General features: G+C 68.5%; 14 protein-coding genes. 11 read left to right on the top strand and 3 right to left on the bottom strand.

Going from position 1 to position 14,451, the window contains the following annotated elements:
* Nucleotides 1-13: 13 nt before the first annotated feature.
* Both AC07WJ_RS15905 and AC07WJ_RS15900 read right to left on the bottom strand, forming a co-directional pair.
* Nucleotides 14-1,510, bottom strand: a complete 1,497-nt coding sequence (locus tag AC07WJ_RS15905; protein WP_494935551.1) for an AMP-binding protein — start codon at nt 1,508-1,510, stop codon at nt 14-16.
* Entirely contained in the window at nt 1,507-2,400 is an 894-nt protein-coding gene (locus tag AC07WJ_RS15900) for an SDR family oxidoreductase (RefSeq protein WP_494935550.1), read from the bottom strand. Before AC07WJ_RS15900 ends, AC07WJ_RS15905 begins: the two co-directional genes overlap by 4 nt.
* A 140-nt stretch (nt 2,401-2,540) precedes the next feature.
* Between AC07WJ_RS15900 and AC07WJ_RS15895 the strand changes: the two genes are divergently transcribed.
* The 11 genes from AC07WJ_RS15895 (at nt 2,541) to AC07WJ_RS15845 (ending at nt 13,111) form a co-directional block, all read left to right on the top strand.
* Nucleotides 2,541-3,467 (top strand): LysR family transcriptional regulator, encoded by a 927-nt coding sequence (locus tag AC07WJ_RS15895; RefSeq protein WP_494935549.1) that lies wholly within the window; start codon nt 2,541-2,543, stop codon nt 3,465-3,467.
* A gap of 153 nt (nt 3,468-3,620) precedes the next feature.
* Nucleotides 3,621-4,274: a GntR family transcriptional regulator gene (locus tag AC07WJ_RS15890; protein WP_494935548.1), complete on the top strand. Its 654-nt coding sequence runs from the start codon at nt 3,621-3,623 to the stop codon at nt 4,272-4,274.
* A 45-nt stretch (nt 4,275-4,319) separates the two neighbouring features.
* Entirely contained in the window at nt 4,320-5,159 is an 840-nt protein-coding gene (locus tag AC07WJ_RS15885) for a transporter substrate-binding domain-containing protein (RefSeq protein ID WP_494935547.1), read from the top strand.
* 49 nt (nt 5,160-5,208) lie between these two features.
* Nucleotides 5,209-5,874, top strand: coding sequence for an amino acid ABC transporter permease (locus tag AC07WJ_RS15880; protein WP_494935546.1), 666 nt, complete (start codon nt 5,209-5,211; stop codon nt 5,872-5,874).
* A gap of 9 nt (nt 5,875-5,883) precedes the next feature.
* Nucleotides 5,884-6,549: an amino acid ABC transporter permease gene (locus tag AC07WJ_RS15875; protein WP_494935545.1), complete on the top strand. Its 666-nt coding sequence runs from the start codon at nt 5,884-5,886 to the stop codon at nt 6,547-6,549.
* A gap of 31 nt (nt 6,550-6,580) precedes the next feature.
* Nucleotides 6,581-7,366 (top strand): amino acid ABC transporter ATP-binding protein, encoded by a 786-nt coding sequence (locus AC07WJ_RS15870; protein WP_494935544.1) that lies wholly within the window; start codon nt 6,581-6,583, stop codon nt 7,364-7,366.
* Nucleotides 7,367-7,418: 52 nt separating this feature from the next.
* Complete coding sequence (locus tag AC07WJ_RS15865; RefSeq protein ID WP_494935543.1) at nt 7,419-8,342, top strand: aminotransferase class IV; 924 nt, start codon at nt 7,419-7,421, stop codon at nt 8,340-8,342.
* A 15-nt stretch (nt 8,343-8,357) separates the two neighbouring features.
* The gene (locus AC07WJ_RS15860) at nt 8,358-10,151 is read left to right on the top strand and encodes a chloride channel protein (RefSeq protein WP_494935542.1); all 1,794 of its coding nucleotides are present in this window, start codon (nt 8,358-8,360) and stop codon (nt 10,149-10,151) included.
* 102 nt (nt 10,152-10,253) lie between these two features.
* Nucleotides 10,254-11,198 (top strand): glycine/sarcosine/betaine reductase selenoprotein B family protein, encoded by a 945-nt coding sequence (locus AC07WJ_RS15855; protein ID WP_494935541.1) that lies wholly within the window; start codon nt 10,254-10,256, stop codon nt 11,196-11,198.
* Nucleotides 11,199-11,297: 99 nt separating this feature from the next.
* Nucleotides 11,298-12,149 carry a class I SAM-dependent methyltransferase gene (locus tag AC07WJ_RS15850; protein WP_494935540.1) on the top strand — a complete coding sequence of 284 codons (852 nt, stop codon included), beginning with the start codon at nt 11,298-11,300 and terminating at the stop codon, nt 12,147-12,149.
* A 554-nt stretch (nt 12,150-12,703) separates the two neighbouring features.
* Complete coding sequence (locus AC07WJ_RS15845; RefSeq protein ID WP_494935539.1) at nt 12,704-13,111, top strand: hypothetical protein; 408 nt, start codon at nt 12,704-12,706, stop codon at nt 13,109-13,111.
* 100 nt (nt 13,112-13,211) lie between these two features.
* Here the strand turns inward: AC07WJ_RS15845 and AC07WJ_RS15840 are convergent, their stop codons facing one another.
* The gene (locus AC07WJ_RS15840) at nt 13,212-14,444 is read right to left on the bottom strand and encodes a hypothetical protein (protein WP_494935538.1); all 1,233 of its coding nucleotides are present in this window, start codon (nt 14,442-14,444) and stop codon (nt 13,212-13,214) included.
* Between the last annotated feature and the right edge of the window lie 7 nt (nt 14,445-14,451).

The following is a 14,451-nucleotide window of genomic DNA, read 5'->3' as shown; positions in this document are numbered from 1 at the left end:
TCCCCGCCGCCGTTCAGATCTGGCGGCCGCTTCGGGCCCAATAGACGTCGCGCAGCCGCCGCTTGGCGATCTTGCCGTTGTCGTCGCGCGGCAGTTCGGCGACGATCTCGATGCGGCGCGGCACCTTGTAGCCGGCAATGGTCTCGCGCAGCCGCTCGGCGAGCTCGGCCGGAACCGGCGCCGCGCCCGGCTCGGGCAGGACCAGCGCCAGCAGCTGCTCGCCGAATTCGTCGTCGGGAATGCCGAAGACGGCGCAATCGAGCACGCCCGGCAGGCGCACCAGGGCGTGCTCGATCTCGGCGGGATAGATGTTCACGCCGCCGGAAATGACCATGTCGGAGGCGCGGTCGCAGACATAGAGATAGCCGTCGCGGTCGAGATAGCCCATGTCGCCGAGCGTGATCAGCCCGCGCCGCTCGATCTTGCCGCGGGCGTCAGCCTGGTTGCGGTAGCTGAAGTCGGGATAGGCCGGCTGGCGCACATAGATCAGCCCGATCTCGCCGGGCGCGCAAACCGCGCCGTCCTCGGTCAGGATCTCGATCCTGGCCTCGCCGATCGGCCGGCCGCTGCTGCCCGGGCGGGCCAACGCCTCCTCCGACCCGATCACGGTGATCATGCCGCTCTCGCTCGAAGCATAGGTCTCGTGGATCACCGGCCCGAGCCAGTCGATCATCGCCCGCTTCACCTGGGGCGCGCAGGGCGCGCCGGTGGAGGCGACGAAACGCAGCGACGAGAGATCGCAGCGCGCGCGCGTTTCCGCCGAGAGCTTCAGCAGGCGCACATACATGGTCGGCACCAGGTAGACCACGTCGATCCGGTGCCGCTCGATCTGTTCGAGAACCTCCTCCTCGCGGAAGCGCTCCGTCAGCACGACATATTCGGCCTGCTGCAGCGCCATCTGGGCGATCAGGCTCGGGGCACTGTGATAAAGCGGCGCCGGGATCAGCACGCGGCAACCGGGCGCGATGCCGAAGGCGACGGCCGCGACGGCACGCGCACGCTGCTGCGAGGCTTCGGCGTCGGCCAGCGGCACGGCCTGGCGGACAATGCCTTTCGGCCGGCCGGTGGTGCCCGAGGTATAGGCCATGTGGCCGCGCGGCGAGACGGCCGGGCCGGCATAGGACGCGGCGGCGGCGAGCCAGCTCTCGTAGTCCGGGAGGCCGGCCGCCTGGGCGTCGCCGACGGCCAGGAGCGGCAGTTCGGGCGGCAGGACGGCCCGCGCCGCGGCCAGCAGGTCGGCATGGCCGATGACCACGCGCGCGCCGCTGTCGCTGACGAGATAGCCGATCTCGGCGGGAGTGAAATGCCAGTTGACCGGGCAATAGGTGAAACCGCCGGTCCGGCAGGCCTGGATCACGTCGAAATAGACGGGATCGTTGCGCAGCAGGACGGCGACCACGTCGCCCTCCTTCATGCCCGCAGCGGCCAGGCCGCCGGCGAGCCGGCTGCCCCGGTCTTCGAGCGCGGCCGGAGATCGCTCGATGGCGCCGAAACGCAGCGTGGCGGTCATGACGACCCCTCCGGCTTGCCGCGGCCGGCCTTGTCGGCGGCGTTCTGGGCGGTGATGCGGGCGCGTGCCGCCTGCCATTCAGCATCGCCCCAGGCGAGGTAATCGGTGAAATAGGAGCGGTTGGCGAGCCAGTCGCCGCCGTCGAGCGCAATGGTCTGGCCATTGATCCAGCCGCTGCCCGGCGCCAGCAGGAAGGCGGCGAGATCGCCGAGATCGGCCTCGGTGCCGACCCGTCCCATCGGGTTGCGGCGGGCGACGTCGGCCTCGCCTTCGGCCGCCGGCCGCAACCGCCTGGTCGCGCCTTCGGTGGGGATGACCCCCGGCGCAATGGCGTTCAGGCGAATGCCGTAGCGGCCCCATTCGACCGCCAGCGACTTGGTCATGGCGTCGATGCCGGCCTTGGACATGGCGGAGGGAATGACGAAGGGCGAACCGGTCCAGATCCAGGTCACCACGATCGACAGCACCGCACCGCCGGTGCCACCGGCGATCCAGCGCTTGCCGACCGCTTGGGTGACATAAAAGGTGCCGCGAAACACGATGTCGGCAATGGCGTTGAAGCCGCGATGGGAGAGGTCCTCGGTCCGGCTGATGAAATTGCCGGCCGCATTGTTGATCAGCGCCGTCGGCGGCCCGGCCTCGGTCCAGATCCGCTCGACCATGGCGTCGACCGCGTCGGGATCGCGGATGTCGACGGTGTGCCAGGCGACCTTGCCGCCATGAGCGGCCATCAGCGCCGTCGCGGTCTGTTCCAGCACACCGGCCCGGCGGCCGCAGATATGGATCTCGGCGCCGAGGCTCAGCAGCCGCTCGGCCATGGCGCGGCCGAGCCCGGTGCCGCCACCGGTGACCAGCACGCGGTGGCCCGCGAACAGACCGTTCTGGAACATGGCCGTCTCCCTCCCTGGTCGAGCCGAGCTCGTTTTGCTTGTTGTCGAGGCCATTCTACGCCGACATGATCACGGGACAATTCGAGCAATCCCGACATCACTGTTAAGAAGAACTGGACAATGAAACCGAGACGCCAGCCATGGACCTGAACCTCCTGCTGCTGTTCGCCGAGATCGCCGAGACGCCCAACCTGAGCCAGGCGGCCAAACGGCTGGGCGTGTCGCGATCGAGCATCAGCCAGCGGCTCAAGCTCCTGGAACGGCAGATGGGCGCACAATTGCTGCGCCGGACCACCCGGCGCGTCGGCCTGACCGATGCCGGACGCACGGCCTATGAACATGCGATCCGGATCCGCGAGGACGCCAGCGCCGCCCAGGCGGCCATGGCCGGCCACGCCAAGCATCCGCGCGGCCATGTCCGGCTGAGCGTGCCGACCGGTCTCGGCCGTCTCGTGCTGGCGCCGCTCCTGCTGGACTTCCTCAAACGTCACCCGGCCATCACCTTGCAGGTCAGCCTGACCAATCGGGTCGGCGACCTGATCGCCGGCAATATCGATCTCGCCGTCAAGATCATGGCGGACCCGCCCGACACGGTGGTGGCGCGCGAGCTCGGTCCGGTGGCGTGGCGGCTCTGCGCCGCGCCCGGCCTCGTCGCAACCGCGGCGGTGACGACCCCCGACGATCTCCCGCGCCAGCCGATCGTCGCGCCGCCCCCGGCAGGGCGCGACTATGCCATCCAGCTCCGGCGCCGCGGCCACAACCGGATCGTATCGGTGACGCCCCGATTGCAGGCCGAGGACTTCCTGTTCCTGCTCGACGCGCTGGTGGCGGGCGCCGGCATCGGCATGCTGCCGGACTATCTGGCCGATCCCGCCATTGCCGACGGCCGGCTCGTCGCCCTGCTGACCGACTACCAGGTCGTCGGGCCCGGCGACCGGATCTTTCTGCTGACGACGCCGACGGCGCATCCCGCGCCCGCGGTCCGCGCCCTGGTCGAATTCCTGCGCGCCTCGGTACCGGACTGGGCGGATACCGGCCGCCGGGCTCACGGCACCCGGCTCGCCTGACGCGCGATTGTCCGACGGATGCCTCTTGCGCAGGCCCGATCGTCATGGTTGATTGTCAACAATCGACGATGAGAACTCCGAGGACGCTTGGTGCTGCTGTCCGGACCAAAACGCGAGCAAGATCCAACCGCGGTCCCGGTGAAGGTCGCGCGCGTGCCGAAGAGCACGTTCCGCGCCCATATCGTCGAAGGCCTGCGCGAGGCGATCTTGAGCGGCGATATCGCGCCCGGCACGCCCCTGGTCGAGACCGGCCTCGCCGAACAGTTCGGGGTCAGCCGCGGGCCGCTGCGCGAGGCGATCCGGCAATTGATCGACGAAGGCCTGCTGGTCACCGTGCCCTATACCGGCACCAATGTGGTGGAACTGTCGGTCGAGGACATCAGGGAAATCTATTCCATGCGCGTGGCGCTGGAGACCTTCGCTTTCGAGCAGGTCTGGGACCGGCGCGGCGCGGCCTTCCGGCGCGAACTGCTGCGCCGGCAGGACGTCCTGACCGCCTCGATCGACGCCGGCGACGATCGCACCAGCATTCTGGCCGAACTCGACCTGCACGGCTTCGTCTATGAGGCGACCGGCCACCGCATCCTGCAGCACAACTGGGCGAGCCTGCGCGGCCGGCTGCAGCTCTACTGGGCGGCCCATCACCGGGCCCACGGCATGCGCGGGCCGCGCCGCGACGGCCATGACAGCTATATCGCGGCCGCGACCGGCGACGACCTCGACGCCATGCGCATCGAAATCCGCCAGCACATGATGCGCGGCGCCATGCAGACCGAGACCTTTCTGCGCGAGCGCGACGCCGGCTGAAGTGAACCAAGACCGACCTGTTCGGCATCCAGAGGAGTTGAGCTCATGACCATCCAGCGCAGACAGTTCCTGACCCTGACGGCGGCCGCCGCCGGCTTGTCCCTGGCCTCCCCCGCCCTTGCCCAGGGCGCCGCCACGACGCTCGACCGGGTCAAGCAGTCCAAGCGCCTGCGCATCGGCGTGACCTCGGCCGAACCGTGGTTCTTCAAGGATCCGATGAGCGGCACCTGGAGCGGCGTCGGCGTCAGTATCGGCCAGCAGCTCGCCACCGATCTCGGCGTCGAGATGGTGCCGGTGGAGACCACCTGGGCCAATTGCGTCGCCGCGCTGCAGGCCGACCAGATCGACGTGATGTTCGTGCTCGACCCGACCGAGGAGCGGCGCAAGGCGATCGACTTCCCGCAGGCGCCGCTGTTCTATTACGCGCTCGGCGCGCTGGTGAAGCAGGACGCGGCGATCAGGACCTGGGCCGATCTCGACAAGGTCGGCCTGCGCGTCGGCGTGACGCTCGGCACCTCGGTCGACCGCACCGTCACCGAGACGCTGAAGGCCGCCAGCATCAGCCGCTTCTCCAACAATGACGAGGCGATCGCCGCCTTCGCCGCGCGCCGCGTCGATGTCGTCGCCCAGTTCCACCCGGCTTTGGTGGTGCAATATGCCCGCCTGCGCCTCGGCAAGGTCGTGCTGCCGGAGCCGGTCACGGCGGTGGCCACCAGCGCCGGCCTGCGCAAGGAGGACAACCCGGCCTTCCGCGACTGGATGAGCCAGAAATTCGCCGAATATTACCAGGCCGGCAAGCCGCAGGCCTTCTTCGCCGACTATCTCAAGACCAAGGGTATCGACGCTTCGACCGTGCCGGGCCTGGTCCGGGAGCGCTGGAGCTGAGGGCTCCCGCTCCGCTCCCCGATCCAACCCGCGCGGCAGGCTGCAGGCGATGAGCTATCGATGGGATTTCGGACCGGTCTTCCAGCATTTCGACATGCTGCTGACCGGCCTTTGGAATACGGTGCTGATCGCCGTCATCTCGATCCTGTGCGGCGTGGTCGTCGGCCTGTTGCTCGCCTTCATGCGGCTGTCGCCGCGCGCGGCCTTGCGCTACCCGGCCACAGCCTTCATCGAGTTCTACCGCAACACCCCGCCGATCATTCACTTCTTCTGGTTCTTCTATGCCCTGCCGGTGCTGATGAATATCAGCCTCGACCCCTTCGTGGCGGCCGTCCTGGCGCTGTCGACCCAGTCGGGCGCCTTCTATGCGGAAGTGTTTCGCGGCGGCATCGTGTCGATCGAGACCGGCCAGTGGGAGGGCGGCAAGGCGCTCGGCATGAGCTATCGCCAGCTGATGCGGCGGGTGGTGCTGCCGCAGGCGCTGGCGCGCATGGTGCCGCCCTTCGTCGAACGTTCGTTCGAACTGACCAAGACCACCGCGCTCGCCTCCACGCTCGCTTATGCCGAGCTGCTCTACCAGGCGATGCAGTTGAACAGCCAGAGCTTCCGGCCGCTGGAGGTCTATTCGACCATCGCGGTGATGTATCTCGTGCTGCTGGTGACGGCGAGCGGGCTCGCCCGCCTCGCCGAGAGCCGCATGACGGCCTATCGCTGAGGCGGACCGATGGATTACGCGTTCGACTTCAGCCTCATCGTCCAGACCTGGCCGGTCCTGCTGCGCGGCGTCTGGGTGACCATCGCGCTGTGGGCGCCCTGTTTTCTCGCCGGCCTCGCCGCCGGTTTCTTCCTGGCGCTGGCCCGGCTCTCGCCGCGTCCATGGCTGCGGTGGCCGAGCCTTTGTTATGTCGAGCTGTTCCGCGACACGCCGGTGCTGATCCAGCTCATCTGGTTCTTCTACGCCTTTCCGATCATCATCGGCCTGCAGCTCTCGCCCTTCGCGGCGGCGGCGCTGGCGCTGAGCCTCAACACCTCGGCCTATTGCGCCGAGATCTTCCGGGGCGGCATCCAGTCGATCGCGCCCGGCCAGTGGGAAGGCGCCCGGGCGCTCGGCATGCGCCACCGCGACGTCCTGCGCCGGATCATCCTGCCGCAGGTCGGACGGCGCATGCTGCCGGCCTTCACCAACCGCGCCATCGAGCTCGCCAAGGTCACCTCGCTCGCCTCGATCCTGTCGGTGCACGAGCTGATGTACCAGGGCCGGCTGCTGAGCTCGACCTATTACCGGCCGCTCGAGATCCTCTCGACCGTGGCGCTGGTCTATTTCGTGCTGATCTACCCTGGCAGCTTCCTGTCGGCCTGGCTCGAACGGCACCTCGCGCGCCGCGCCTGAACGAAGCCCGCACGCGGGCAGGAGACCGACCATGTCCGATCCCATTCTGCAGGTTCGTGGCCTTCACAAGCATTTCGGCCCGCTGCACGTGCTGCGCGGCATCGACCTTGCCGTCGAACCCGGCGAGCGCATCGCCATCATCGGCGGCAGCGGCTCGGGCAAGAGCACGCTGCTGCGCTGCCTCAACTTCATGGAAATGCCGACGGCCGGCAGCATCACGGTGGACGGCCGGCGCATCGGCAAGGTGCGCAACGACAGCCGCGGCGCGGAACAGGTGACCTATCCGGAAAGCGAGCTCTGCGCGGTGCGCGAGCGGCTCGGCATGGTGTTCCAGCAGTTCAACCTGTTCCCGCACATGACCGTCCTCGAGAACACCATGGAGGGCCTGGTGACGGTGAAGCGCGTCGCCAGGGCCGAGGCCCGGCAGCGCGCGGCGGCCGAGCTTGCCCGGGTCGGCCTGAGCGACAAGGTCGACGTCTATCCGAGCCGGCTGTCCGGCGGCCAGCAGCAGCGCGTCGCGATCGCCCGCGCGCTCGCCATGGAACCCGAGATCCTGCTGTTCGACGAGCCGACATCGTCACTCGACCCCGAGCTGGTCGGCGAGGTGCTGCGGGTGATCCGCACGCTCGCCGAGGAAGGCCGCACCATGCTGCTGGTCACCCACGAGCTCGGCTTCGCCTATCACTTCGCCACCAAGGTGATCTTCCTCGCCGACGGCCGCTTCCACGAGGTCGGCACGCCCGACGACGTGCTGAAGCACCCACGCGAGGAGCGCACGCAGGCCTTCCTCGCGCGCTTCACCGAATTCTCGTTCTGAACAGACCCTTCGCGCCGCCCGCCGGGCGGCGACCCGTACCAGGAGGCCCATCGTGAGCAATCCGCAAGACCAGAGCCAGTCCAGCGCTCAAGGCTATGTCGACGATCCGCGCAATGAAAACGTGCTGGTCTATGTCAACGGCGCCTTCGTGCCGCGCGACCAGGCCTCCGTCTCGGTCTTCGACGCCGGCTTCGTGCTCGGCGACGGCGTCTGGGAGGGGCTGCGCCTGGTGCGCGGCAGGCTGGTCGCCGTCGACGAGCACATGAAGCGGCTCTATGAGGGCGCCGGCGCCATCCAGCTCGATATCGGCCTGACCAGGCCCGAGATGATCGCCGCCATGCAGGCGACCCTCGACCGCAACGGCATGACCGACGGCGCCCATATCCGGCTGATGGTCACCCGTGGGCGCAAGAAGACGCCGAACCAGGACCCGCGCTTCGCGCTCGGCCAGGCGACCATCGTCATCGTCGCCGAATACAAGGCGCCGAAGCCGGAGGTGAAGGCCCGGGGCTTGGCCTTGTTCACCTCGGCGATCCGCTGCAGCGGTCCCGACGTGTTCGACCTCAGGCTGAATTCGCACAGCCGCCTGAACTTCATCCAGGCCCTGATCCAGGCGATCAATGCCGGCGCCGACGAGGCGCTGATGCTCGACCCGCAAGGTTTCGTGGCCAGCTGCAACTCGACCAATTTCTTCATCGTCCGCGACGGCGAATTGTGGACCTCGACCGGCCGCTGCAACTTCATGGGCATTACCCGCGGCAAGGTCGTCAAGCTCTACGGCCAGCATGTCGGCACGGTGCGCGAAAAGGATTTCACCCTGGCCGAGACCTACAGCGCCGAGGAAGCCTTCGTCACCGGAACGCTCGGCGGCGTCACGCCGGTGACCCGCATCGACGGCCGCGTGATCGGGAATGGCCGGCCCGGCCCCTTTACGGCGCGCATCAGCGACATCTATCAAGAGAGCCTTCTCGCCTGACCCCGGCCGTCCATCATGCTCACCCGCGCCTCGCTTCGCATCCCGTCCTTGTCGATCCGGGAGAGGCTCGGCCGCCTGCGCGAGGTGGCCGAGTGGCGCATGGTCCGCTCGATCGTCCGCGAGAACGAGATCTGGCTGTCGGTGCTGGCCGCCATTGTCGGCATGGCGTCGGGACTGATCGTCACCGGCATGGTCGCGGTGGCCCGGGAAATGCACCATGTGCTGTTCGCCATTCCCGGCGACGAGCTGAGCGGCGCGCCCTTCGTCGATCCGGTTCGAACGGTGTTCGTGCCGATCGCCGGCGGCCTCCTGATGGGCCTCATCGGCTATGTGCTGGCGCGGCTCGGCCGCAGCACGGTGGTCGATCCGGTCGAGGCCAATGCCCTGCATGGCGGCCGGATGTCGCTGAAGGGCAGCCTCACCGTGGTCGCCCAGACCATGGTGTCGAACGGCTTCGGCGCATCCGTCGGCATGGAGGCCGGTTATACCCAGATCGGCTCGGCGATCGCCTCCAGGCTCGGCCGCTCGCTGCGGGTGCGCCGCTCGGATCTCAGGACCCTGGTCGGCTGCGGCGCGGCCGGCGCCATCGCCGCCGCCTTCGACGCGCCGCTGACCGGCGCCTTCTATGCCTTCGAGCTGGTCATCGCCAGCTATTCGGTGGCGACGCTGGCACCGGTCGCGATCGCCTCGATCTCGGCCATCGGCGTCATGCGGCTGGTGTCGACGCCGGTCTCGTTCCAGGTCGGCTTCGCCGGCAGCCTGTCCTGGTCCGACTACACGCTGGTCATGCTCATGGGCGTGCTCTGCGCCCTGCTCGGCATCGCCGTGATGCGCGGCGTCACCCTGGTCGAGGCCGCCTTCCGGCAGAGCCGCATTCCCGTCTGGTTCCGGCCGGCGATCGGCGGCGCGGTGGTCGGCGTGCTCGGGCTGGTCACGCCCGCCGTGCTGTCCTCGGGCCATTCCGCCCTGCATGTCGGTTTCGAGGCCTATTATTCCGCCGGCTTCCTGGTCCTGCTCATCGTGCTCAAGACGCTCGCTTCCGCCGTCTCGATCGGCTCGGGCTTCCGCGGCGGCCTGTTCTTCGCCGCCCTGTTCCTCGGCGCCATGCTGGGCAAGCTGGTGGCGATCGGCTGGATGCTTGCCTTCGGCCTGCAGATTCCGGCCCTGGTGGTCGGCATTATCGGCATGAGCGCCATGGCGACTGCCGTGCTCGGCGGCCCGCTGACCATGTCGTTCCTGGCGCTGGAGACCACCGGCAGCCTGCCCTTGACCATCGCGGTGCTGGCGGCCTCGGTCGTCTCGTCGATCACGGTGCGGCGCGTCTTCGGCTATTCCTTCACGACCTGGCGCTTCCACCTGCGCGGCGAGGTGATCCGCAGCGCCGCCGATATCGGCTGGATCCGCGACCTGACGGTCGGCCGGATGATGCGGCGCGACATCCGCACCGTGAAGTCCGACCTCAGCCTCGAACAGTTCCGGCGCCAGTTCCCGCTCGGCGCCACGCAGCGGGTCATCGTGGTCGACCAGGCCGACCGTTATGCCGGCATCGTCCTGGTGCCGGAGGCCCACCAGGAAGGCCTGGCCGCCGAGACCATCACCGAATTGCTGCACTACCAGAACCACGTGCTGCTGCCGGAAATGAACGTGCGCGACGCCGCCGCCCTGTTCACCGCGGCCGAGAGCGATGCCCTGGCGGTGGTGACGAACCGGCAGACCCTGCAGGTCATCGGCCAATTGACCGAGCAGCATGTGCTGCGCCGCTACAGCGAGGAGCTCGACCGTCAGAGCCGGGAACTGGCCGGCACCTGAGCCGCGTGGCGCCGGACCCACTGCACCACGAACCCGCCGATTTACCCGTCGCCAGGCCTGAGGGTTCGGTGGCATGATCGGGCCGCGAGGAGACGAGCCATCATGACGCCGGCCGACGACGCTCTCGGATTTGCGCCCGACGACGATCAGCCGATCGCCTATATGCAGCGCACCCGCGACTATTACCTGACGCTCGGCTACGGCAATCCCTATCGCTGGGCCCATTACGACCACGTGCCGTTCCAGCCGCTGGCCAAGCACCTGGCGGAGAGCCGGGTCGCCCTCATCACGACCGCGGCGCCCTATCAGCCTGACAAGGGCGACCAGGGACCGGGAGCCGCCTACAATGCCGCCGCCAAATTCTATTCGGCCTATTCAGGCCGGTCGGACGAGGATCACGACGTCAGGATTTCCCACATTGCCTATGACCGGACCCATAGCAGGGCCGACGACCCGAACAGCTGGTTTCCGCTGCCGATGCTGCGCCGGCTCGCGGCCGAGGGCCGGATCGGGGCGCTGGCGCCGCGTTTCCACGGCGCGCCGACCAATCGCAGCCAGAAGACCACCATCGAGACCGACGCGCCCGAGATCCTGGCGCGCTGCCGGGCCGACGGCGTGGATGCGGCCGTGCTGGTTCCCAATTGCCCCGTCTGCCACCAGACGGTGAGCCTGGTGGCCCGTCACCTGGAGGCGAACGGCATCGCGACCGTGGTGATGGGCTGCGCCAAGGACATCGTCGAACATGTTGGCGTGCCGCGCTTCCTGTTCAGCGATTTCCCCCTCGGCAATTCCGCCGGCCGGCCGCAGGACCCCGCGTCCCAACGGCAGACGCTGGCGCTCGCGCTCGACCTGCTCGCCGCGGCTCCCGCCGCGCGCACCACCGTGCAGTCGCCGCAGCGCTGGAGCGCGAGCGCCGACTGGAAGCAGGATTTCATGAATGTCGCGCGCATGCCGGCCGCAGAGGTCGAGCGGCGGCGTGCCGAAAACGACCGGCAGAAGGGGATCGCCAAGGCCATCCGCACCGAGGGGCCGCCAACCGCCGGCTGATCGGGGGCGGCCGCCGGCGCGACTTGGCGTGCCGGCCCCCTGGGTCTAATCTGCGTGACAGCATCGGAAAACTCCCGCCACCGGCCGTTGGAGACCGCCATGCCGTCACCGCTCGAGCAGATCCGCGATCAGCAGCGCGAAACCTGGGACAGATTTTCGCACGGCTGGAAGAAGTGGGACCACCACGTCCTGAACTGGCTGGCGCCGGTCGGCGAGCAACTGATCCGGAGCGCGGCGCTCAAGGACACCGATCACGTCCTGGATGTCGCCGCCGGCACCGGCGAGCCGGGCCTGACGGCGGCCCTGCGGGTTCCCAAGGGCACGGTGACCGCCACCGACCTCTCGGACCGCATGCTGGAGGTCGCGGCCGAAAATGCCGGCCGCCGCGGCATCGGCAATTTCCTGACCCGGCGATGCGACGCCGGCGCCATGCCCTTCGCCGATGACAGCTTCGACGCCGTGCTCTGCCGCTTCGGCTTCATGTTTTTCCCTGACGTCGAGGCGGGCCTCGACGAATGTGTCCGCGTCGCCAAGCGTGGTGGCCGCGTCTGTGCCGCCGTCTGGGGGCCACCCGAGAAGAACCTCTGGGCAACCACCGTCATGGGGAGCATCGGCCGCTATGTCGACATGCCGGCACCGCCACCGGGCGCGCCGGGTCTGTTCCGCTGCGCCGCGCCCGGCGCGATGGAAACGGCCTTTCGCAAGGCCGGCCTGCGTGACGTCGCACTGCACGAGATCGGCGGCGAACTGGGCTTCCGGACACCCGACGAATATTGGACCTTCATGACCGAGATCGCTGCGCCGGTCGTGGCCGGGCTCGGCAAGGCCGACGAGCCGACGCGTGCGAAGATCAAGGAGGCGGTGCTCGATCTCGCGCATCAGGCATCGAGAAACGGGCAGCCCCGCCTGCCCTGGCTGGCGCTGACGATATCGGGCGTCAAGGCGCGCTAGGTCATGGCCGCGGCCGGGCCGGAGGGAGCCTCGCGGCGCGCGTGGGGCGGGCCCCGCCCCACGCCAGGTGCCCGGTGCTGGATCCGATTGACGCGACATAGCCCTCTCCCATGCGCTGCGACGGCGACGACATGGCGCATGGCCCGCGTCGATTCGCCGCTACCCCTTTGCCGGCGGCGACGGCCGCCGGCATGCCTTGCTGGATATCGCCCCCCACGGGACGAAGCGGCCGGCGGAAACCGTACGGCCCCGGCCGGCTTGCCGACCACGGCGAAAACCAGCCAAACAAAAGGCGTTTCGGGCGCAACGAAGGCTTTGAGACGCGGCACGTAAAGCATGCCGGGAGGCGATGATCGGTTATCCCTGGCGCAATCACAGCCCGATCTCGCCTGAACCTCATGAATCCACGCCGATCAAGAACCACATATTTTCGCCTGAATGTTTTTGCTGGATTTTCGCTACGTCATCGCTAGAGAATGACGTTCGATGGCGATGAGATGTTTCACCCTCATATGCCGAGCTACTTGATCCATAGCATTTCAGGAGACCGTTTCATGAGCGCTGCAATGGACACGAGATTTATACGATCCGCCGCCGGGGCTTTCGCTCTCTGCGTCGCCTTTGCCTGGCCGGTGTCGAGCGCCCAGGCGGCTCAGCGCGCCGAGCCCATCGCTGCCGCCGCGGCCGACACGTCGCCGGTCGAAATGCAGCGGCGGCATGCCGGCCCGCGCGCCGGCATTCGCCACGGCGGACACCGGCATGGCGGCTTCAGGCATGGCGGCCATCGCGGACACGGCTATTACGGCGGCAATGGCGCCCTGATCGGCGCGGGTGCGGCGGCCCTCATCCTGGGCGGCGCCGCGGCGGCAGCGGCGGCCTCGCAGCGCGAGTGCTGGATCGAGCCGCGCTGGGTCGACGGCCCCTATGGCCCGGAGCGGCGGCGCGTGCGCGTCTGCGAATAAGGCGGCCGCGCCGGCGAGGCCGGCTGGCCGCGCCTTGCGACTGACGGACAGACCCGCTTCGGCCCCACCGGGCCGCGGCGGGTCTTTTCATTGGCACGCCTCAGAGCGCCGCGCCGAAAACCTGGAACAGGATCGGCTGGATGATGAAGAAACCGAGAAGGGGTTTGCGCCATCGCGGCGGGGAGGCTGAAGCCAGCGCCAGGCAGGCGAGCGGAACGATCGCGGCCAGCGGCAGATAATACCGGGGATAGGCGTCCATCAGCCATCCGGTCGCGACGTGACGCTGGTAGCTGACCAGGAGGTGCAGGACGAAGGTCACCGCGAGCGCGGCCGCGCCGGCCACCACGACCACGTCGCTCGCCTCCTCCCGCCTTCCGATGATCCTGCCGAGCGAGACGAGCACGCCCCCGCCGGCGCAGATCAGCGCGGTGAAGGGCAACACCAGCATGGCATATTGGAACTGGTTGCGGTCATTGAGTGCCGGCATCCAGAAGCGCAGGAAGTCGGCCGCGAAATGAAGGCCGTAGGCCGGCAGCGAGAGCCGCGGCGCATTGGCCCAGCCGGCGCGCGCGGAATCGGCGAGCAGGGTCGCCTGCAGCGCGGCGGTATAGGGCGCGGCGCTGCCATAAAGCTGGATCAGCGCCAGGTAGGGCGCCACCGCGGCCAGCGCCGCCAGCGCGATCAGGAACAGCGCTCCCGGCGAGAGCTGTCGCCGCCAGGCCATCCACAGGCTGGTGAGGATCACGAAGCCGCCGACCAGCAGCAGGCCGGAGAGTTTCGACCAGGAGGCCAGGACGAAGGCCGCCAGAAGCAGCCAGAGCCAGGCCTTGCCGCCGCCGGCCAGCAGTCGGAACGCCGCGAGCAAGGCGAGCGCACCGCCGGTGAAAGCGAAATTGTCGTTGTTGATGCTGCCGGCCAGCGGCGCCAGCACCGGCATGAACAGCAATGGCACGGCATAGGCGGCGAAATCCGGCCGCGGCCAGCGCGTGACGGGCGGAATCAGGAGCAGGGCTGCGAAACCCAGCGCCACGATCGCCAGATTGATCAGCCGGTGAACGAGCAAGGCCTCGGGATGGCCTTCGATCGTCGGGCCGAGCCAGGCCATGACGCGATAGTAGAAAGGCGGGTGGTTGAGGTAATTCGGTTCCGCCGTCGGCAGCAATGTTGTCGGATCCAGCATGCGCAGGCTGTCGAGATCGAGCCAGAGCGCCTGGGAGCGCTGCATCTGGGCGACATAGGATGCATGCGCCAGTTCGTCGAACCCCTGCTGGACATCCTTCCGGACGGCCCTGATGCTCCCGACCAGGAGCAGCACGAGCAGCAAAGCAGCCATGACGAAT

The sequence above is a fragment of the Phreatobacter sp. GW821-FHT04C01 genome (assembly GCF_059420385.1).
Note: the sequence above shows the minus strand (reverse complement) of the source record. Positions and strands in the feature narration are given on the sequence as shown.